This is a genomic window from Burkholderia sp. Bp8998, from assembly GCF_003854235.1.
Classification (GTDB): domain Bacteria; phylum Pseudomonadota; class Gammaproteobacteria; order Burkholderiales; family Burkholderiaceae; genus Burkholderia.
The window spans coordinates 123362-142254 of record NZ_QTQF01000009.1 but is presented as its reverse complement, the minus strand read 5'-3'; the positions used below and the strand labels follow the sequence as shown (position 1 = coordinate 142254).

General features: G+C 65.2%; 18 protein-coding genes and 1 pseudogene. 14 read left to right on the top strand and 5 right to left on the bottom strand.

The window, feature by feature from the left end; all coding sequences use genetic code 11:
- Positions 1–51: 51 nt before the first annotated feature.
- The 10 genes and pseudogenes from DIE06_RS12470 to DIE06_RS12430 all read left to right on the top strand — a co-directional run bounded on the left by DIE06_RS12470 (position 52) and on the right by DIE06_RS12430 (position 9445).
- On the top strand, positions 52–1206 hold the full coding sequence (locus DIE06_RS12470; RefSeq protein WP_124661682.1) for an ABC transporter ATP-binding protein: 1155 nt from the start codon (positions 52–54) through the stop codon (positions 1204–1206).
- On the top strand, positions 1203–2165 hold the full coding sequence (locus tag DIE06_RS12465) for an ABC transporter permease subunit (RefSeq protein WP_124661681.1): 963 nt from the start codon (positions 1203–1205) through the stop codon (positions 2163–2165). Before DIE06_RS12470 ends, DIE06_RS12465 begins: the two co-directional genes overlap by 4 nt.
- Entirely contained in the window at positions 2162–2971 is an 810-nt protein-coding gene (locus tag DIE06_RS12460) for an ABC transporter permease subunit (protein WP_124661680.1), read from the top strand. Before DIE06_RS12465 ends, DIE06_RS12460 begins: the two co-directional genes overlap by 4 nt.
- A 201-nt stretch (positions 2972–3172) precedes the next feature.
- Positions 3173–3322 (top strand): annotated as a pseudogene (locus DIE06_RS39540) (helix-turn-helix domain-containing protein); the annotation flags it as partial.
- Between the two features lie 39 nt (positions 3323–3361).
- Positions 3362–3946, top strand: a complete 585-nt coding sequence (locus DIE06_RS12455) for an IclR family transcriptional regulator (RefSeq protein ID WP_260433605.1) — start codon at positions 3362–3364, stop codon at positions 3944–3946.
- Positions 3947–4144: 198 nt separating this feature from the next.
- Positions 4145–5737 (top strand): OPT/YSL family transporter, encoded by a 1593-nt coding sequence (locus DIE06_RS12450; RefSeq protein WP_124661678.1) that lies wholly within the window; start codon positions 4145–4147, stop codon positions 5735–5737.
- 14 nt (positions 5738–5751) lie between these two features.
- A complete protein-coding gene (locus tag DIE06_RS12445) occupies positions 5752–6690 on the top strand; it encodes a DUF1177 domain-containing protein (RefSeq protein ID WP_124661677.1) in 939 nt (312 codons plus the stop codon).
- Between the two features lie 7 nt (positions 6691–6697).
- A complete protein-coding gene (locus tag DIE06_RS12440; protein WP_124661676.1) occupies positions 6698–7378 on the top strand; it encodes an AroM family protein in 681 nt (226 codons plus the stop codon).
- 57 nt (positions 7379–7435) lie between these two features.
- A complete protein-coding gene (gene pepE, locus DIE06_RS12435; RefSeq protein ID WP_409364499.1) occupies positions 7436–8188 on the top strand; it encodes a dipeptidase PepE in 753 nt (250 codons plus the stop codon).
- A gap of 144 nt (positions 8189–8332) precedes the next feature.
- Entirely contained in the window at positions 8333–9445 is a 1113-nt protein-coding gene (locus DIE06_RS12430) for a porin (protein WP_409364498.1), read from the top strand.
- A gap of 95 nt (positions 9446–9540) precedes the next feature.
- On the opposite strand, the gene DIE06_RS12425 is transcribed toward DIE06_RS12430, so the two are convergent.
- Together DIE06_RS12425 and DIE06_RS12420 are read right to left on the bottom strand one after the other, a co-directional pair.
- Positions 9541–9975, bottom strand: a complete 435-nt coding sequence (locus DIE06_RS12425) for a phosphatase (protein WP_124661673.1) — start codon at positions 9973–9975, stop codon at positions 9541–9543.
- Between the two features lie 324 nt (positions 9976–10299).
- Entirely contained in the window at positions 10300–11658 is a 1359-nt protein-coding gene (locus DIE06_RS12420) for an NAD(P)/FAD-dependent oxidoreductase (RefSeq protein WP_124661672.1), read from the bottom strand.
- Positions 11659–11758: 100 nt separating this feature from the next.
- On the opposite strand from DIE06_RS12420, the gene DIE06_RS12415 reads away from it, so the two are divergent.
- Entirely contained in the window at positions 11759–12712 is a 954-nt protein-coding gene (locus DIE06_RS12415; RefSeq protein WP_124661671.1) for a LysR family transcriptional regulator, read from the top strand.
- 50 nt (positions 12713–12762) lie between these two features.
- On the opposite strand, the gene DIE06_RS12410 is transcribed toward DIE06_RS12415, so the two are convergent.
- A complete protein-coding gene (locus DIE06_RS12410) occupies positions 12763–12960 on the bottom strand; it encodes a hypothetical protein (protein WP_124661670.1) in 198 nt (65 codons plus the stop codon).
- 192 nt (positions 12961–13152) lie between these two features.
- Between DIE06_RS12410 and DIE06_RS12405 the strand changes: the two genes are divergently transcribed.
- From DIE06_RS12405 to DIE06_RS12395, 3 genes are all read left to right on the top strand, one after another.
- Entirely contained in the window at positions 13153–14070 is a 918-nt protein-coding gene (locus DIE06_RS12405) for an AraC family transcriptional regulator (RefSeq protein WP_124661669.1), read from the top strand.
- 350 nt (positions 14071–14420) lie between these two features.
- Positions 14421–15086: a hypothetical protein gene (locus tag DIE06_RS12400; protein ID WP_221624049.1), complete on the top strand. Its 666-nt coding sequence runs from the start codon at positions 14421–14423 to the stop codon at positions 15084–15086.
- Positions 15087–15343: 257 nt separating this feature from the next.
- Entirely contained in the window at positions 15344–16231 is an 888-nt protein-coding gene (locus tag DIE06_RS12395) for an NAD(P)H-binding protein (RefSeq protein ID WP_124661668.1), read from the top strand.
- Positions 16232–16265: 34 nt separating this feature from the next.
- Here the strand turns inward: DIE06_RS12395 and DIE06_RS12390 are convergent, their stop codons facing one another.
- Complete coding sequence (locus DIE06_RS12390) at positions 16266–17468, bottom strand: benzoate/H(+) symporter BenE family transporter (protein WP_124661667.1); 1203 nt, start codon at positions 17466–17468, stop codon at positions 16266–16268.
- Between the two features lie 227 nt (positions 17469–17695).
- On the bottom strand, positions 17696–18721 hold the full coding sequence (locus DIE06_RS12385) for a fatty acid desaturase (RefSeq protein WP_124661666.1): 1026 nt from the start codon (positions 18719–18721) through the stop codon (positions 17696–17698).
- Between the last annotated feature and the right edge of the window lie 172 nt (positions 18722–18893).

Below are 18893 nucleotides of genomic sequence, written 5' to 3'. Positions count from 1 at the left end.
ACGACGCGGTGCTGGCGGATTCCGATTTCAATTCAGACAAGCGAGCAAGCCATGAATCTTACCGATGCCGCACCGCTGTTGCGGCGGCAACCCACCACCAGCGACCCGGCGCGAAGCGATGCCGGTTTCGTCCGCATCGAGAAGCTGGTCAAGAAGTTCGGCGACGCGGTTGCCGTTCAGGAAGTCGACCTTTGCGTCGGCAAGGGCGAACTGTTCGCGCTGCTGGGCAGCTCCGGATGCGGGAAGTCGACGTTGCTGCGCATGCTGGCCGGCTTCGAGGCGCCGACTTCGGGCCGCATCCTGGTCGACGGCACGGACATCACGGCATGTCCGCCGTACCGGCGGCCGGTCAACATGATGTTTCAGTCGTACGCGCTGTTTCCGCATCTGAGCGTCGCGCAGAACGTCGCGTTCGGCCTGAAATGGGAAAAAATGACGCGGCAAGCGCGCAAGGAGCGCGTCATGCAGATGCTCGAGCTGGTGCAGATGGCCTCGTTCGCGGACCGCCGGCCCGACCAGCTTTCCGGCGGCCAGCAACAGCGGGTCGCGCTGGCGCGCTCGCTGGCAAAGCAGCCGAAGCTCCTGCTGCTCGACGAGCCGATGTCCGCGCTGGATCGGCAGATTCGCCAGCAGACGCAGCTCGAGCTCGTGAAGATCATCGAGAAGGTCGGCGTGACCTGCATCATGGTGACGCACGACCAGGAGGAGGCCATGGCGATGGCCGATCGCCTCGCGATCATGAGCGGCGGGAACATTATCCAGACGGGCACGCCTCGCGACGTCTACGAATATCCGAACTGCCGGTTCACGGCGAGCTTCATCGGCACGACCAACATCCTCGAGGGGATCGTGCAGGAAAGCAGCCCGGATCATGCGGTGATCCGCTGCGACCAGCTCGAATCGGAGATCTACGTCGGGCACGGCATCACGGGGGCGCCCGGCATGGCGGTCGCCGTTTCGGTCCGGCCGACCCGTGTCAGGATCTCGCGGCGCCGGGCGGGCGCGAACCGCAACTGCGCGGCCGGCACGCTCGTCGATACGGTCTATATGGGCGACTATTCGAGTTTTCATGTCGCGCTTGCGGGCGGCAGGACGTTGCTGTCGCATGTGCCGGTCGCGGGCGGGACGAGCGAGCGCCCGCCCGTTCCGGGAGAGGAAGTCTCCGTCTGCTGGAGCGCCGACGACGTGATGGTGCTGACGGCATGAACACGACCCGCATTCCATTGACACAGCGCCGGTTGCCGGTCGTGCTGCAACGCGTGCCGACGTGGCTCGGATCGATTGCGCCGAGCCGGCGCAGCCTCGCGATCGCCGTGCCGTCGGCCTGGCTCGCGCTGGTGCTCGCCATTCCGTTTCTGCTGGTCCTCAAGATCAGCTTTTCGGACGTCGCGCTTCGCAGCCCGCCCTATACGGACACGGTCGTCGTGTCGGACTCGCTGATCCGCATCGTACTGAGCCTGCAGCATTACGCCAACGTGCTGACCGACAGTCTCTACGTGTCGACCTACCTGAGTTCGCTGAAGATCGCGGCGATCTCGACCGCGCTGTGTCTCGTGCTCGGCTTTCCGTTCGCGTATTGCATATCGCGTGCATCGCCGGCGCGCCGGAACGTCCTGCTGCTCGGCGTGATGTTGCCGTTCTGGACGTCGTTTCTGCTGCGGGTCTACGCGTGGAGCGGCATTCTCAAGGATGACGGCATACTCAACCGCGCGCTGATCGCGGTCGGCCTGATCGCATCGCCGCTGCGTCTCTATCACACCGATATCGGCGTCTACATCGGGATGGTGTACTCGTACCTGCCGTTCATGGTCATGCCGTTGTGCGCGCACCTGATGAAGATGGACATGCGTCTGCTCGAGGCGGCCTACGATCTCGGCGCCGGGCCGGTGGAGGCGTTCTTTCGCGTGACCATCCCGCTCGCGCGAAACGGCATCGTCGCCGGCAGCCTGCTGGTGTTCATTCCGTCGGTCGGCGAATACGTGATCCCCGAATTGCTCGGCGGATCCGACACGTTGATGATCGGGCGACTGATGTGGGACGAGTTCTTCAACAATATGGACTGGCCGGCGGCGGCGGCCATCACCATCGCGATGATGGTGTTGCTGCTCGTGCCGATCGCCGCATTTCAGCACTACCAGAATCGCGAGCGTGGAGGTGCGGCGTGAAGAAACTGACTGGCAAGGCGAGCGTGCTGGTGCTCGTGCTCGGATTTGGATTCCTGTACTTTCCGATCGCGAGCGTGATCGCGTACTCGTTCAACGATTCGAAGCTGGCAAGCGTGTGGTCCCATGCATCGTTGCGATGGTATGCCGAGCTGACGCGCGACGATGAGCTGCTGCATGCTGCGGGGCTGTCGCTGAAGATCGCGTTTTGCACCGCGTGCCTGTCGGCCCTCATCGGCACATGGGCGGGCTTCATCCTCGCGCGCTTCAACCGTTTTCGCGGGCGGTCCGCGTTTTCGCTGCTGATCAATGCGCCGCTCGTCATTCCGGAAGTGGTGCTCGGCATCGCGCTGCTGCTGCTGTTCGTCGCGCTCGAGCAGTGCCTCGGCTGGCCGTCCGGGCGCGGCTGGATGACGATGGCGATCGGGCATACGGTGCTGTGCGTGTCGTACGTCGCGGTCATCGTTCAGTCGCGCGTGAAGGAACTGAATGTCGCCATCGAGGAGGCCGCGCTCGATCTGGGCGCCGGCCCGGTGGCCGCGTTCTTTCACGTGACGCTTCCGGCGATCTTCCAGGCGATCCTGTCCGGATGGCTGCTGTCGTTCACGATTTCGCTCGACGACCTCATTCTGTCGGCGTTTCTCTCCGGGCCGGGTTCGACCACGTTGCCGCTGGTGGTGTTTTCCCGGGTTCGGCTCGGGATGAATCCGGAGATGAACGCACTGGCGACGGTGATGATCGGCGGCGTATCGCTGATCGTGCTGGCCGCGAGCGGTCTCAAGCGCCGGCAGGTCCGGTTTGCGCGGTAACGGCGGCGCGGGTCGATCCCGCAAGCCGGCCGTCGTGATGGCCCGCACGGTGGTTCGACGTCGTGCGGGATTCCCGGGGCGTGCCGAAAAACGGGAGCGGATCACGGCGTGCCGTCCGGGAAATTCCTACTAGTTGTCTAGGGAGGTGCCCTTCATCATGTTTCTTATTGTGGAACTAAGTTCCAAAATACGGAACCAATAATGGGCTCTCTCGAAAATACCAGCGCGATCTTCCAGCTTCTGACCCGCTTGCAACGGGCGGTGACGGTCAGCGACGTCGTTCAGCACCTCGACATGCCGAAAAGCTCGGCGTCGCGCGTCCTGAAGCAGATGGCGGAGCAGCGGCTGCTCGAACGCGATCCCGGGACGCTCGCCTACGGCCCGGCCCTGATGCTGCTCGAACTCGCGCATATGGTCCGGGCATCGACGCCATTGCTGAGCATGATGGACAAGGCATTGCGCGGATTGTGCGAGCAGACCGGCCACACCGGATACATCTCCGTTCTCGACGAACAGGAAGTCGTCGTGCTGCGCGTTCATCCGGGCGTTCATCCTTTGCGGGTCGTCACCTTTCCGGGGCAACGCGGCCCGGCATGGGCCGGTTCGACCGGACGGGCGCTGCTGGCGCGCGAGACCGACGAATCCATCTCGCGCCGGTTCGCCGCGGGACTGCCGCCGGCTTCGCCAGCCGCGCCGGCCACGGTCGACGAACTCTTGCGGCGGATCGCGGAAACGCGTCGCACGGGCTTTTCCGTCGCGCTCGACGAATCGCTGCCGGGGATCGGCGCGGTGGGCTGCGCGGTCGGCGATCCTTCCAGCGGCGAGTCGCTGGCATTCAGCCTGACGTTTCCGCTCACGATGAGTACCCCGGCGGAGATCGAGCGCCTCGCCGCGATAACGCGGGAGCAGGCATCCCAGCTCGGCCGCACCGTCGGCGATCCGTATTGGTCGGCCGGCTCGGCCGCGGCTGCCTGACACGGCGTCGAACGCGTGGCGCCCGAGTCGAACGAGGCGCCGCCGTTCGTGTACGGACGTTGGTCCGGCATCCGGTCGAGGGCGACGAGTTGCCCGAATCGATCCGGATACCGGTGCGTTCATCTAAATAAGTATGACTAATCATTCGTGAAAATATTCCACGAAAGGAAAACGGATATGTCCTCAATCGAGAAAACAATGCCGGATGAAGACCTGTCTCGGGAAGTCCATCCGGGTGCGTTCACTTTTTCAAACGCGGTTCTATTGGCATTACTAAGTGTTGTCGGGGCGATCATCGGTATCGAAGTGGTCACGTCCCTCGGTGTCACGCCGATCACGTCGATCGTCGGCGCGCTCGTCGCGATGGTGCTGGGGCGCGTGCCGCTTCGGCTGTTCGCCGGGTACCGGTCGATTCATGTGCAGAATCTCGCGCAAAGCGCGATTTCCGCCGCAACGTTCGGGGCTGCCAACAGTCTGTTGCTGCCCATCGCGATTCCCTATGTATTCGGCCGTTCCGATCTGGTGATGCCGATGTTCGCCGGCGCTGCGCTCGCGATGCTGCTCGACGGCTATCTGCTGTATCGGATGTTCGGCTCGAAACTGTTCCCCACCTCGGGCGCATGGCCGCCGGGAATCGCCGCCGCGGAGGCGATCAAGGCCGGAGACCAGGGTGGGCGGCAGGCGCGTCTTCTGGGCGCGGGCGTGGCGGTGGGGGCGATCGGATCCTGGTTCAACATTCCGATGTCCGCGTTCGGCACGGCGTTCATCGGCAATACCTGGTCGCTTGTGATGTTCGGCATCGGCTTACTGGTGCGCGGTTATTCGGCGCCGATGCTCGGCATCGACATCGGCAAGGCATATATCCCGCACGGGATCATGATCGGGGCGGGCGTGGTCGCGCTGACGCAGGCCGTGATGATCATCCGCGGTCGCCATGCCGCGGAGGACGAGCATGCCGATTCCGAACGGAATGCCCGCGTGTTCGGTCAGTCGCTGCGGTTCGGCGCAATCGCCTACGTCTCGATCGCGGTCATGCTCGCCGTGCTGGGCGGGCTGTACACGCAAATGTCGCCCGGCATGTTGCTGGCGTTCGTGCTGTATGCGGCGCTGGCGGCGTTCGTCCATGAACTGATCGTCGGCATCGCGGCGATGCATTCCGGATGGTTCCCGGCATTCGCGGTGGCACTGATCACGCTGCTGGTCGGCATGCTGATCGGTTTTCCGCCGATTGCGCTGGCGTTGCTGTGCGGCTTTTCCGCGGCAACCGGCCCGGCATTCGCCGACATGGGCTACGACCTGAAAGCCGGCTTTCTCCTGCGCGGTCACGGACGGAACGCGCGCTTCGAAATCGAGGGGCGCAAGCAGCAGTTCTTCGCGGCGACGCTGGCCTTCGCGATCTCGATCGTGGTGGTTTTTCTCACGCATCGCAGCTATTTCCACGCCGGGCTGATTCCGCCGGTCGCGAAGGTCTACGTGGCGACGATCAAGGCAGGCGTTGCCGCGGATGTCGCGAAGTCGCTGGCGATCTGGGCGATTCCCGGGGCGCTTGCGCAATGGCTGGGCGGCCCCAAACGACAGATCGGCGTGTTGCTGGCCACCGGCCTGCTGATCTCGAGCCCGCTTGCCGGCTGGGCCGTGTTGATCGGCATCGCGCTGCGTCTGGTCATCGAGCGCACGGGCGGCGAGGCGGCCCGCGGCGGCATGGAAACGTTCGCGGCTGGCGTCATTGCGGGCGATGCGTTGTTCAGTTTCGTCAGTCCTCTGGTCACGTTGGGCAAGGCCGGTAAATAACCAAGGTAAGTGAAATGAGTTTGCATCAAACCATTCAGGTATTCGAAGCGCTCGACAGCGCTTGGGCATCGGGTCAAACGATCAGGGAGATCTTCTCGCTGTTCCCGGAGATCGAGGTCGCGGTCACGCATCTCGTGGGGGCGAAGGGCGATACCGACTTCGTCAGGATCACGATCCCGGGCCGGGCGGGCAAGCGGTCGGGTGGTCAGGCGCCGACGCTCGGCATCGTCGGGCGGTTGGGCGGCCTGGGGGCGCGGCCGGCATGCCTCGGCCTGGTGTCGGATGCGGACGGCGCGATAGCGGCGGTGGCCACGGCGCTCAAGCTGGCAAACATGTGCGAGCGGGGCGACGCATTGGCCGGAGACGTGATCGTCACGACGCATATCTGTCCGGATGCGCCGACCCAGCCGCACGAGCCGGTCGACTTCATGGATTCGCCGGTCGAGTTCGAGCAGATCGAGGCGCATGAAGTGATGCCGGAGATGGACGCGGTCCTCTCCGTCGATACGACGAAAGGCAACCGGATTCTCAATCACAAGGGATTCGCGATTTCGCCGACGGTCAAGCAGGGCTATATCCTGCGCGTGTCGGAAGATCTGCTGCGAATCATGGAAATGGCGACCGGCAGGCTGCCCGTCACGTTTCCGGTCACGACCCAGGACATCACGCCGTACGGGAATGGCGTGTATCACCTGAACAGCATCATGCAGCCGTCGATTTCGACGTCGGCGCCGGTGGTCGGGGTCGCGATCTCGACCGAGGCGATGGTGCCGGGTTGCGGGACGGGCGCGAGTCATGAAATCGATATCGCATCGGCAGTCGGATTCATGACCGAGGTCGCGAAGGCGTTCACCCAGGGCGGATGCCGGTTCCACGACCCGGCGGAGTACGGCCGCCTCGTCGAGTTGTACGGTTCGCTGGAACGGCTTCAGCAGCGACGCCCGGTCGAGTGACGCGGCCATGGGCAATTGCATGCTGGCCACGCTGACGATCGGTCAGGCGCCGAGGACGGATATCACGTCGGTCGTCGAGGCCGCGCTGCCGCATGGCGTGACATGCCTTCATGCCGGGGTGCTGGACGGCGTCGCGCGCGCGGAAATCGACCGGCGCTTTGCGCCGCGGGTGAACACGCCGGCGCTGGTGACACGCGTTGCCGACGGTACGGCCCTGGTGCTCGACAAGGAGGCTGTCGGCAGCGCGATGCAGGACAAGCTCGCGTGGCTCGACGCGCGGGGATGCGATGCAGTCCTGCTGCTGTGCACCGGCGAATTCGACGGACTCTCGTGCCGGCGGGCGCGCTTGTTCGAACCCGACAAGATGATTCCTGCGATCGTCGGCGTGCTGGCGCAATCCGGACGAGTGGGCGTCATCGTGCCGCTTCGGGAGCAGATCGAAACGGTGAAGTCGAAGTGGCGAAACTTGTCGAAGCCGGCCTTGTACGAAGCGGCGTCACCCTATGCGGGCGACACCCGGGCCTTGTCGGTCGCCGCGCGTGCATTGCGCTCGCGCGGCGCGCAGATGCTGGTGCTCGACTGCATGGGATACGGGCAGCGCCATCGAGAATGTGCGATGCAGGCAGCCGGATGCCCGGTGATCCTGTCGAATACGCTGGTGGCCGGCGTGATCGCCGAATGGTTGTGAATACGGATGCCATCCGTGCCTTTTTCGCCGTCATGGCGTTCGAATGGAGGAAGGAAAGTGAAGCGTCTTCTATTGATGAGCAGTTCTCGCGTGGGTGAGTTGGGGTATCTCGCCCATGCCCGCGAGCAGATCGACCTGGTGCTGGAGGGGCGCGCGAAGCGGGTTCTGTTCGTGCCCTACGCCGGCGGCATTACGTCGACCTACGACGCATACGAAGCGATGGCCCGTCCCGCGTTCGAGCAGGGCGGCTTCGAATTCGAGTCGATTCACCGGCAGGATCCGCACCGGGCGATTGCCGGGGCGGAGGCGATCGCGATCGGCGGCGGGAACACATTCGCGCTGCTCAAGCGCCTGTATGACGAACGCATCGTCGACGCCATCCGGGAACGTGTGAACGACGGCATGCCGTATATCGGCTGGAGCGCCGGAGGTAACGTCGCCTGTCCGACGATCCGCACGACCAACGACATGCCGATCGTCCAGCCGCCGACGTTGCGTGCGCTCGGGCTGATCCATTTCCAGATCAATCCGCATTTTATCAGCGGCAAGCCGCCGGGACACAACGGCGAAAGCCGGGAGGAGCGGCTCGCCGAGTTTCTAGCGATCAATCCCGGGGAGCATGTCGTTGCATTGCCCGAAGGAACCGCGCTGCTCGTCGACGGTGCCGCCGGCATGATACTGGGCAGTCAGGCGGCGCTGCATTTCGTCGAGCCGAACGTGGCGGGCCGTCTGAAGGCGAACGAGGCCTTCAACCTCGGTGACGTCAAGGGGCCGGTGATCGACGGGAGCTGGCCCATCGCGAAGCAGTGATCGGTGGGTCGATCGGTGGTGAACACCGGAGTCGCGGCTGCTTGCCGTCGATCGATCCCGCGACGAGTTGACCATTCAATGAAGTACGAGCGCATTTAAACGCAGGAAATCAGGGAGGAGAAGATGAAAGGATATAAATTAGGAATGCTTGCTTTATCGGTGTCCATGTATGGCGGCATGGCGCACGCGCAGAGCAGCGTGACGCTATACGGAATCATCGATGCAGGGGTCACGTACGTGAGCAACACCGGCGGGTCCGGCGTCGTCAAATTCGACGACGGCGTGTCGTACGGAAACCGTTGGGGCCTGAAGGGCACCGAGGATCTCGGGGGCGGACTGGCCGCGGTCTTCACGCTGGAAAGCGGCTTCAGCGTCGCGAACGGGCAACTCGGCTTCGGCGGCGCGGCGTTCGGGCGTCAGGCGTACGTCGGACTCAGGAACGAGTGGGGTACGTTGTCGTTCGGCAATCAACTGGACATGACGAAGGAGTTTGTCACGTACTACAACGTGTCCGGATGGGGGAGCGGATATGCGATCCACCAGGGCGATTTCGACCGATTCAACGGCGACCGGTTGCCGAATTCGGTGAAGTTCAAGTCGGCCAATTTCGCGGGACTGGAGTTCGGCGGCATGTACTCGTTCGGCGGGATCGCCGGATCGTTCCATCAGAATAGTGCCTATAGTGCCGGTGCGCGCTATGCAGCCGGACGATTCTCGATCGGCGCCGCGTACACGCAGCTCAATAATCCGCACGGGATATATGCGTTCGACCCGTACCTGATGATCGGAACCCGGACGTTCCTCGGGCAGCCGACCGTCAGCGTCGACGCCGCGACCGGCGCCGTGACCGACCTCTACGCGAACACGCCCTTTCCGGTCGACAAGCAGGCAACGTTCGGGATTGGATCCAGCTATGCGATCGGCAAGGTGACCCTGCTGGGCAACTTCACGTATTCGACCATCAAGGGGAACGGGCAGACCTCGAGAATGAAGGTCGCGGAAGGCGGCGCCGCCTGGCAGGTGACGCCATCGTTCAGCGTCATCGGCGGCTACCAGTACACCGCGTTCGAAGGTCATCACTGGAACGAAGGTGCGCTCGGCCTTCATTACCTGTTGTCGAAACGAACCGATGTGTATCTGTCGGGCGATTACGTGCGGGCATCGAGCGGCGTGAATGCCGTCGTCGGTTATAGTTTCGTGCCGTCGTCGACCGCGACGCAGGCGGACGTACGAATCGGGATGCGCCATTCCTTCTGATTGCGTTGCGCTTTCAGGCGGCGGTGAATCCGCGGGAAGGTTGCCCTCCCGATCGATTCGCCGCCGGATAGCCGGCCCGTATGCCGCTACTCAGGTCAGTGCACGCCTGCCGATGCGATCGATCGCACCGTGTCGGTGATGCGCACGCAACGCGACAGGCCGAACGTCTCGGCTTCGCGGCGTTCCGGTTCGCTGCTCGCGACGGCCACCGCGCGCTCGGGGGGCACGCCCAGCGCCTGCAGCGCGACGTCGAACGGATGCTGGTTTGATATGGAATCCTGCTGATGCGCGTCGGTCACGACGACCGAGAAGCGGTCGAGGTTCGCACGGCCGAACTGGCCTTCGAACATGTCGCTGAGCCGGGCGGCCGGCAGCGTCGTGACGAGACCGAGTCGATATCCTTGCTCCGACGCGCTGTCGAGCCACTGGATGATCGCATCGCGCTGGTTGCGCGATTCGTGCGAATCCGGTGTCGCTTCGATCTGCGCGAATGCGGCGTCGAGACGGGTGACGATGGCTTCGATGACCACGGTGATTCCTCTCCTGAGACGTGACGATCCGTTCGCGGACGGGAATGCCCCACACCTTAGCGTCGATCCGGAAATTGCGACCAATTAATATTTATAGTGGACTCATACGATTCGACTAATGAATGGGGCGGCGAGCCAATGCCGGCGCGGGATGCGTGTGATCCGATGTTTTGCGGATGATTTGCGCCGCATCGACGGGTTTCAATGTGATGCACCAAACGTGCGCACGCAACGAATGCACCGGATGTGTGCGGATAAGATAACGGCGCATCGGGCGAGGTGTGCCCGATACGCCGTCTTGCGATGCCGCGTAGCAGTCCGCGATCAATGCAGCTTGATCGACGGCTGGTTACGGCTTTGCAGCCAGTGGCTCAGCGACTGGAACAACGCACGCTTCAGTCCGTACACGCTGAACAGGTGCTTGCGGTACAGGAACTTGTACAGCCCGATCGCGGCGAGCCCGTCGACGATCAGCGAGCGCGAACGCACGCCCAGGTCGGCCTGATACACGGCGCCGGCCTGGCCGAGCGACACGACGGTGCCCGCGTCGCGGAACGTGAAACCCGCCACCGGCTTGCCGGCGAGGCGCCGCCCGAGCGCTTCGCCCAGGTACACGGCCTGCTGGTGCGCGACCTGCGCGCGCGGCGGCAGGAAGCCGCTCGCATCGGCCGACGGGCACGCGGCGCAGTCGCCGAACGCGTACACGTGCGGATCGTCGGGCGTCTGCAGCGTCTCGGTCACGATCACCTGGTTCGACCGGTTGAGCGCGATGTCGCCCAGTTCCCGCAGGATCGCGGGGCCCGCGACGCCGGCCGCCCAGATCGTGATGTCGCTTGCGAGCCGCTCGCCGGTCGCCGTCGTGACCGCATCCGCGCCGACTTCCGCGACGCGCGTCTCCGTCAGCACGTCGACGTTCAGCGTACGCAATTGCGCGTGCATCTTGGCCGACAGCCTGGCGTCGAGCGCCGGCAGGATGCGCGGGCCGCCTTCGATCAGCCGGATGTGCACGTCGCGTGCGGACACCAGCGCCTTGAAGCGATACGTCGTCAGCTGCTGGATCGCATGGCGCAGCGCCGCGGCCAGTTCGACGCCCGTCGCGCCCGCGCCGATCACGTTGATGCAGATCGGTGCCGCGCGCCGCGCCGGCTGCTGCTCGGCCAGATGGTTCGCCTTCGTGCAGGCGGCGAGGAACTTGCGGCGGAAATCCTCGGCCTGGTCGAGGTTTTCGAGCGGCAACGCGTGGCGCGCGGCGCCCGGCACGTTGAAGAAGTTCGTCACGCTGCCGACGGCCAGCACGAGATCGTCGTAGCCGAGCTCGCGCTGCGGCAGGATCTCCGTGCCGTCCGCGTCCTGCACCGCCGCGATCGTCGCCGTGCGTGCCGTGCGGTCGACCCGCCGCAGCGCGCCCTGCACGAACCGGAAGCCGTGGCGCTTCGCCTGCGCCGCGTATTCGATCGTATGCGACGCCGGATCGCGATGGCCGGACGCGGCTTCGTGCAGCAGCGGCTTCCAGAAGTGCGTCGGGTAGCGGTCGACGAGCACGACGTCGGCCTGGCCGCGGCGGCCGACCGTGTCGCCGAGGCGCGTGGCGAGCTGCAGGCCGCCGGCGCCGCCGCCGACGATCACGATGCGCGGCACGCGCGGTGCGCGATCCGTTGCAAGGGTAGGCGTGATGGTGTCCATGTTGTGGCTCCCGCTGATGACGATTCGGATGACATTGCTCAAGAACCGACGATATAGTTTTGAACCTACGCGAACAATTTAATGTTTATAAGCGACTCATATGTATTCACTTATAGGAAAGACCGCGACGTTCCGGCAGCTGAAGGCGCTGGACATGATCGCGCGGCTCGGCAGCGTGTCGCGCGCGGCCGAGGAGCTGAACCTGACGCAGCCGGCCGTGTCGCTGCAGGTTCGCCTGCTCGAGGATGCGGTGGGCGCCGCGCTGCTGCAGCGGGTGGGGCGCGGCGTGCAGCTGACCGCGGCCGGTGAAATCGTGTCGCGCTATGCGCGCGAGATCCTGCATCTGTGGAGCGAAGCCGGCGACGAAGTGGCCGCGCTGACGGGCGATCTCGGCGGCACGCTGCGGATCGGCGCGATCACGACGGCCGAGTATCTGATCCCGCCGCTGCTGGTGAAATTCACTGCGACGCGTCCGCACGTGAAGACCTATTTCAAGGTCGGCAATCGCGACGACATCATCCGCATGCTCGCGACGCATGAAATCGATCTCGCGGTGATGGGCAGCGCGCCGAAGGAGCTGCGCACGCACGCGGTCGAGTTCGCGAAGCATCCGATGGTGTTCGTCGCGGCGCCCGGCCATCCGCTGATGCAGCGCAAGCGCGTCGCGCTGAAGGATCTCGAATCCGCGCACCTGCTCGTGCGCGAACGCGGCGCGGGCACGCGCTCGACTGTCGAGAGCCTGTTCAAGACGGCCGGCCATCGTTTCCATGTGGGCTCCGAACTGTCGAGCAACGAGGCGATCAAGCAGATGGCCGAAGCGGGGCTCGGCGTCGCGTTCCTGTCGTTGCACGCGTGTGCACTCGAGTTGCGCACGGGGCTGCTCGGGCAACTGCCGTTTCCCGGCAACCCGATCGAGCGCGAATGGTATGTGGTCACGCTCGCCGACCGGCGGATCTCGCAGGTGACGGGGTTGTTCCGCGACTTCCTGATCAAGCAGGGCGCGCCGGTGATCGACGGCGCGACGGTGGCGCCGCACGAGCGGCGGCGCAAGTAGGCGGACGAGGGCGGTGTGTGCGTGCCGTGTGTTGCCGTGTGTTGCGGCGGTCAAACGATCCCGAAGTCGTCGTTGCTGTCGGGAATCGACGCGAGCAGCCGTTCGAGCCGGTACCAGCCGATCATGCGCAGGCATTGCGCGGCGAGGGTGGTCCGATCGTTGCGGGGAGCGGGGCGGACAGGACGGCTGGCGGCGCGGGACGGCGAAGCGGGTGTAAGCGCCGCGCGTTGCGGGCAGTAATGGGGCATGACGGTCTCCGTAGGTGTCGGATGACGCCATCGTAAGCGGCGCGGCGCCCGCCGGCGCGCATGCAAGGATGGGCGGGAGCAGAAACGGATGATCCTTTTCCGCTCGGCGCGGGCATCGCCATGCAAGCCCGGCAAGCGGCCCGGAAAAGCGTCACAATGCGCGTTCGACACCCGATCTGGTGGAGGGGAACCATGAGCGATCCGATTCTCGCGGCGCCGACCGACAACGGCGTGCCGGTCAGCCTGCGCTCCAGCCGCGGGCTTGGCTGGCGCGGCTTCGGTGCGTCGCTGCTGGAGATTCGCGCGGGCACGTACCGGATCCCGGCCGCCGAGCATCACCGCATCGGCGTGCATATCGGCTCGCCGGTGCGCGCGGATTGCGTGTGCGACGGCGAACGCGTGTCGCGCATCCAGGCCCACGGAGACATCGACGTGATTCCTGCCGGCCTGCCGGGCCAGTGGACCGACAGTGCCGACTGCCGGATCCTGCACGTCGCGCTCAGCGACACGTTCGTGCGGCGCACGTTCGAGCAACTCGAGCTGAAGCCGTCGCAGGCGCAGATCCGCCGGCGGCTGCAGGTGCGCGATCCGCGCCTGCAGCACATCGCGTGGGCGATGGCCGCCGAACTCGAAGCGGAAGACGCGTCGGACCCGCTCTATGCGGAGAGCCTGTGCACGGCGCTCGTCGCGCGGCTGGTCGACAGCCCGCCGGCGTTTCGCGAGCGCCGGCGTACGCTTGCGCCGAAAGCGGCGGCGCGCGTGATCGACTATGTCGAGGCCAACCTCGAACGCCGGATGACGCTTGCCGAGCTTGCGGCGCTCGTGTCGATCAGCGTGCCGCATTTCAAGGTGCTGTTTCGCGAGACGCTCGGGATGCCGGTGCATCAGTATGTGGTGCGGCGCCGGGTCGAGCGTGCGAAGGCGTTGCTGCTCGAAGGCCGGCTCAGCATCAGCCAGATCGCGCTCGAAGCCGGGTTTGCGCATCAGAGCCACATGGCGAACTGGATGAATCGCGTGCTGGGCGTGACACCGACGGAGATCGTGCGGTCGGCGGCGCGGGGCGGGCTGCGGCTCGCTTATGACGGCGAGGACGGTGGGAGCGGAGTGTAACCGGGTGGATGCGGCGTGGCGTGGCGTTGCGGCCGCAGTGTTCGATTCGTTGCGTGGCTTATCCCAGCCCCGGAACGTAGTAATTCGACCGCGGATATTGGCAGCAGAGCTTCGTCCGTTCCCCCGCAGCGCAGGCTAACCACGTCAGTGAGCAAGCCGAGCCTACGGGCGCTTTTGTTCTGCGGCTGGGGCGATGAGCGCCAAGCCAGACGGCTCTCAGAAATGGGGTCGGGAAATGAAAAAACCCGCACGGAGCGGGTTTCTTCGATACTATCGTCTGTCCACGGGGGGAGGCTTTCGCCCGCGAATCCCGTAGCTAGTGAGGCCGATAGTATCCAAATCCAAAAGTGATGTCAAACAACAAGGATGTCATCGATGCCGTCACCGCCGCGCTGTCGCGCCCGCGGATGGCGACATTCGACGCAGTTGCACGCCCATCAAATGACCAAGACATGGCATCGCTGCAGCTATACGCGTGGAATGCAGCCGTGTCGGGGGCATTACTGCCCGTGTTGCACGTATGCGAGGTCGCAGTTCGCAACGCCGTTTCCGATGTGCTCGAAGCCGTGTATGGGCCGCGATGGCCCTGGTCGCCTGGTTTCGAGCGAAGCCTTCCACGGTCACGAACCGGATACAGTCAGTGGAATGACCTCACGTCCGCTCGACAGGGAGTGACGACGGTAGGAAAGGTGATCCCGGAACTCAAGTTCGTGTTTTGGCAGAAGATGTTCACCGTTCGTAACGATACCCGTCTTTGGGATCCCCACCTGCGCCGAGTATTTCCGAATCTCGACGCGAGCACTTCGGTGGCCGCACATCGGCAGATGATCTACGGTCAGCTCGAAGACATTCGGAAGCTGCGCAATCGCATCGCCCATCACGAACCGATCTTTACCCGCAATCTGTTGCAGGACTACTCGACGATCATGTCGCTGGTTCACCATCGCTGCAACCTGACGGCGATGTGGGTCAGCCAATCACAAATTGTGCTGGCCACGATCAAGGCGAAACCGTAGAGCGCTTTTTTCAACCTGCTTGAGCGTAGGTCGCTGGCTTCCCGGCCTGTACCACTCATGGCAGTCGGCGGATGTCGTTCAGATAGATGGAAGCCGACATGCTGCCGCTATCCATTGCGATGATGCGAGGTTTGTCATCGTGGGTGTGTTAGCACGTGCATCCCGTCATCCTTTCCTGTTCACTTCATCCATCCTTGCGCGCCGTCACGGCCGCGCGTGCCGACAATCACTGCACCTTCATCCCCCGGGAGCGGATCGTGTTCGTGATCTTCGGAGCATCAGGCAACGTCGGACTGTCGACTGTAACGACCTTGCGCCAGGCAGGCCATCCCGTGCGCGCGGTGCTGCGCGACGCACGCCGGCGTGAACGCTTCGCTCAACTCGGCTGCGACGTCGCGATCGCCGACCTGACGGACGCCCACGCGGTTGCCGCGGCGATCGACGGCGCGCAAGCCGTGCAGATGCTGTGCCCGGTGCCGGTCGCCGACAGCGACCCGGCGGCAACGATGGAGCGAACGATCGACATCGTGACCGGCGCGCTCGTCGCGAATCCGCCGCCGGCGCTGCTCGCGCTGTCGGACTACGGCGCGGAGCGTGACGGCAACACGGGCATCACGCGGCTCTTTCATGGTCTTGAAGAAAGGCTGAGGACAGTTCCGACGCGGCTCACGCTGCTGCGCTCGGCCGAACACCTGCAGAACTGGACACGCGTGCTGCCCGTCGCATTCGCAACCGGCGTGCTGCCGAGCTTTCACCATCCGGTCGACAAGGTGTTTCCGACGGTGTGGGCACCCGATGTCGGTGTCGCGGCGGCGCGGCTGCTGCCCGATTCCGCCGAAACCGGCAACGGGCCGCGTATCGTCAGCATCGAAGGGCCGCGGCGGATGAGCGTGCGGGACATCGCGGATACGCTCGGTGCGGTCGCGGACCACGAGATCGTCGCGCGCGAACTGCCGCGCGACGCATGGACCGCGACGCTGTTGCGCGCGGGGCTCAGCGAGCGTCATGCGCAACTGATCGTCGATCTCTATGACGTGCACAACGCGGGGCAGATCGATGTCGAGGCCGGCGTGTCGGAGCGCGTGTATGGCACGACGACACCGGCGCAGGCATTCGCGACGCTGGTGCGCGAGCATGCGCGGTGAGCGACGTGGCGGCTGAAAAGGCGCGCGACGCGCGTTACGCTGCCCGCCGCACCCGGCTCGTCACGACATACGCGACCGACCCGATCACGATCCCCCAGAACGCGGAGCCGAGCCCGAGCCACGTCATCCCCGATGCGGTCGCGAGGAACGTGATCACCGATGCCTCGCGATGCGCGTCGTCCTCGAAGATCCCGTGCACGTTCGCGCCGATCGCACCGATCAGCGCGAGCCCCGCGAGGATCGCGACGAAGGCCTTCGGCAGCGCGAAGAACAGCGTGACGATCGTCCCCGCGAAGAGCCCACCGATCAGGTAGATCAGGCCGTTCGCGATGCCCGCGATGTAGCGCCGGTCCGGATCCTCGTGCGAGTCCTTGCCGGTGCAGAGCGCCGCGGTGATCGCCGCGACGACGATCGTGATCCCGCCGAAGCACGCGACGACGAGCGACATCACGCTGGTCGCGGTGATGATGGGCCGCGCGGGCGTGTGATAGCCCGACACGCGCAGGATCGTCATCCCCGGCAGGAACTGGCCGGTGAGACTGACGACGACGAGCGGCAGCGCGAGGCTGAGCGTGGTGCCGAGCGTCCATTCGGGCGCGATGAAGATCGGCCGCGCGATGCTCGGCGACACGTTGCCGAGATGCGCCATGCCGAGCAGCGTCGCGAGCGCGGCGCCCGTCAGCAGCACGAGCACGATGCTGTAGCGCGGCAGCAGGCGCTTGAAGATCACGTATGCCGCGATCATCCCGAATCCGAGCACCGGCTGTGCGGTCGCGGCGGAGAACGCACGCATGCCGAACGGCAGCAGGATGCCGGCCATCATCCCGCAGGCGATGCCGCGCGGAATATGGCGCACGAGCCGGTCGAAATAGCCGGTGATGCCGATCACGAGGATGATCAGCGCGGCCGTGATGTACGCGCCGACGGCCTGGTTCAGCGTCAGCTGCGGAAAGAGGCCGACGAGCAGCGCGGTGCCGGGCGCCGACCACGCGGTCACGATCGGCACCTTCAGTTTCCAGCTCGCGAACAGGCCCGACACGCCCGCGCCGATCGAGATCGCCCAGACCCACGACGCCACCATCTCGTTGGACGCATGTGCGGCCTGCGATGCCTGGAAGAAGATCGCGAGCGGGCCCGCGTAGGAAATCAGCACCGCGAGAAAGCCCGCGGTGACCGCGGAGACGGACCAGTCGTTGCCGATCGAGCGGATCGCGCCGGGCGAGGTGTTCGGTTGCATCGTCGTAGGGGAGTGCGGCGCGCGGCCGGGAGGCTGAGTCGGGGCGAATGATTGTTGGAAGCCCCGGTCGAGCCGTCATTCTGGGCACTGCCGGCGGAATTGGCAATTCGCCGATCACGATCGGTGTTGTCGGCGTTTCGTAAGAAATGCGCGTGGGGTGGCGGTGCGGCCTTGTGCGTGCGTCGCCGAATCGGGCGGCTTCACGGCGAAGCGCGCCCGATCGTATGCTAGGTACTGATCTGGAGATACCCGTCGACCGCGGCGACCTTCGCACCGCTGCCGGTCGACAGCGACGCCGTGCCCTGGTCGTACGGATGCACGGGCGTGTCGGTCGGCGTCCACGCATGGCGCGCCAGCAGTTCGCGATACCCGCCGCGAATCACGAAGCCGCCGCATTTCTCCGCATACGCGTCGCGTCGCATCCGGTATGCGCGCGGCAGGTCGTACCACGGCAGCTTCGGCAGGTCGTGATGCACGAGGTGATAGTTGTTGTTCAGGTACAGCAGCCGCATCGCGAAGCCGGCCTCGTTGATCACGATGCGCGCCTTCGGATGCCGCGCGGCGCGATGCTCGTACAGCGAACGGATCATCGCGAGCGACAGCGCGGGCCACGTGACCGCCAGCAGGTAGTACCACCACGGCACGCCGATCGCCCACTGCAGCCATGCGAGCAGCGCGACCACGCAGGCGGCGTGCATCAGCCACATCCGCAGATGGCGGAAGTCGCCGCGCCGGAACGCGGCGAACGCGTCGGCGAACATTGCGGCGATGCTGGTCGGCGGCCCGATCACGAGACGTCCGGCGAAGGTGGTGCGCGCAACCGTCAGCGCGCGACGCCAACGCGGCAGCCGCGCCCATTGCTCGCGCGACACGTAGTTCGTTTCCGGGTCGACGCCCGGCACGGTCAGGTCCTCGTCGCGGTGATGGTCGAGGTGCGTGTTGCGATAGAGCGTGTACGGATACCAGATCGTCAGCGGCGGATAGCCGAGCAGCCGGTTCACGAACGCGGAACGCGTTGGATGGCCGTGCAGCAGCTCATGCTGCAGCGACAGGTGCCACGCGCCGAGCAGGATCAGCGGCGGCGTCGCGGCCGCGAGCGACAGGCGCTCGGCACGCACGAGCAGCAGCACGGCGAGCCAGCCGCCGTAGATCGCGACGACCAGCAGCCAGGTCGGCCACTCGGTGCGGGCAGTGAAGCGGGCGTCGAGCGCGGCAATCGCGCGGGCGTGGTCGACGTCGAAGTATTCGGCCATGGTGCTGGGGCGGGATGAAACAGGCGATGCGGGTAGCGGATGATCGCGCCCGTACGGGGCACGATGCGATTGGCCGGCATGCGTCGCGGCTTGCGGCCAGCCGCTCAAGCGGCATGAGACGGCATCGCGACACTCGAACGCTAACCGGGCCGCGTAGCCAGGCCAACCAAGC